The sequence below is a fragment of the Streptomyces sp. NPDC107471 genome (assembly GCF_055582845.1).
Map to the genome: position 1 here is coordinate 1 of NZ_JBVJPC010000028.1, position 1,953 is coordinate 1,953.

Below are 1,953 nucleotides of genomic sequence, written 5' to 3' on the forward strand. Positions count from 1 at the left end.
CACAGTGGACGCGAGCATCTGTGGCCAAGTTTTTAAGGGCGCACGGTGGATGCCTTGGCACCAGGAACCGATGAAGGACGTGGGAGGCCACGATAGTCCCCGGGGAGTCGTCAACCAGGCTTTGATCCGGGGGTTTCCGAATGGGGAAACCCGGCAGTCGTCATGGGCTGTCACCCATACCTGAACACATAGGGTATGTGGAGGGAACGCGGGGAAGTGAAACATCTCAGTACCCGCAGGAAGAGAAAACAACCGTGATTCCGGGAGTAGTGGCGAGCGAAACCGGATGAGGCCAAACCGTATGCGTGTGAGACCCGGCAGGGGTTGCGCATGCGGGGTTGTGGGATCTCTCTTTTACAGTCTGCCGGCTGTGAGACGAGTCAGAAACCGTTGATGTAGGCGAAGGACATGCGAAAGGTCCGGCGTAGAGGGTAAGACCCCCGTAGTCGAAACGTCAGCGGCTCGTTTGAGAGACACCCAAGTAGCACGGGGCCCGAGAAATCCCGTGTGAATCTGGCGGGACCACCCGCTAAGCCTAAATATTCCCTGGTGACCGATAGCGGATAGTACCGTGAGGGAATGGTGAAAAGTACCGCGGGAGCGGAGTGAAATAGTACCTGAAACCGTGTGCCTACAAGCCGTGGGAGCGTCGGACATCAAGCTTGCTTGGTGTCTCGTGACTGCGTGCCTTTTGAAGAATGAGCCTGCGAGTTTGCGGTGTGTTGCGAGGTTAACCCGGGTGGGGTAGCCGTAGCGAAAGCGAGTCCGAATAGGGCGTTTCAGTAGCACGCTCAAGACCCGAAGCGGAGTGATCTAGCCATGGGCAGGTTGAAGCGGAGGTAAGACTTCGTGGAGGACCGAACCCACCAGGGTTGAAAACCTGGGGGATGACCTGTGGTTAGGGGTGAAAGGCCAATCAAACTCCGTGATAGCTGGTTCTCCCCGAAATGCATTTAGGTGCAGCGTCGTGTGTTTCTTGCCGGAGGTAGAGCACTGGATAGGCGATGGGCCCTACCGGGTTACTGACCTTAGCCAAACTCCGAATGCCGGTAAGTGAGAGCGCGGCAGTGAGACTGTGGGGGATAAGCTCCATGGTCGAGAGGGAAACAGCCCAGAGCATCGACTAAGGCCCCTAAGCGTACGCTAAGTGGGAAAGGATGTGGAGTCGCAGAGACAACCAGGAGGTTGGCTTAGAAGCAGCCACCCTTGAAAGAGTGCGTAATAGCTCACTGGTCTAGTGATTCCGCGCCGACAATGTAGCGGGGCTCAAGCGTACCGCCGAAGTCGTGTCATTGCAGCAATACTCCCAACGGAGGCTGTGATGGGTAGGGGAGCGTCGTGTGCCGGGTGAAGCTGCAGCGGAAGCTAGTGGTGGACGGTTCACGAGTGAGAATGCAGGCATGAGTAGCGATACACACGTGGGAAACGTGTGCGCCGATTGACTAAGGGTTCCTGGGTCAAGCTGATCTGCCCAGGGTAAGTCGGGACCTAAGGCGAGGCCGACAGGCGTAGTCGATGGATAACCGGTTGATATTCCGGTACCCGCTGTGAAGCGTCAAACATCGAACCAGGCGATGCTAAGTCCGTGAAGCCGCCCCGGAGCCTTCGGGCAAAGGGGAGTGGTGGAGCCGACGGACCAGACTTGCAGTAGGTGAGTGATGGGGTGACGCAGGAAGGTAGTCCAGCCCGGGCGGTGGTTGTCCCGGGGTAAGGGTGTAGGCCGAGTGGTAGGTAAATCCGCTGCTCATCAAGGCTGAGACCTGATGCCGAGCCGATTGTGGTGAAGTGGATGATCCTATGCTGTCGAGAAAAGCCTCTAGCGAGTTTCATGGCGGCCCGTACCCTAAACCGACTCAGGTGGTCAGGTAGAGAATACCGAGGCGTTCGGGTGAACTATGGTTAAGGAACTCGGCAAAATGCCCCCGTAACTTCGGGAGAAGGGGGGCCATCACT

General features: G+C 57.4%; 1 rRNA gene (only partly in view). It reads left to right on the forward strand.

Annotated elements, in window-relative coordinates:
• Nucleotides 1-22: 22 nt before the first annotated feature.
• A 23S ribosomal RNA gene (locus ACZ66S_RS40550) occupies nucleotides 23-1,953 on the forward strand (it continues 1,272 nt past the right edge of the window).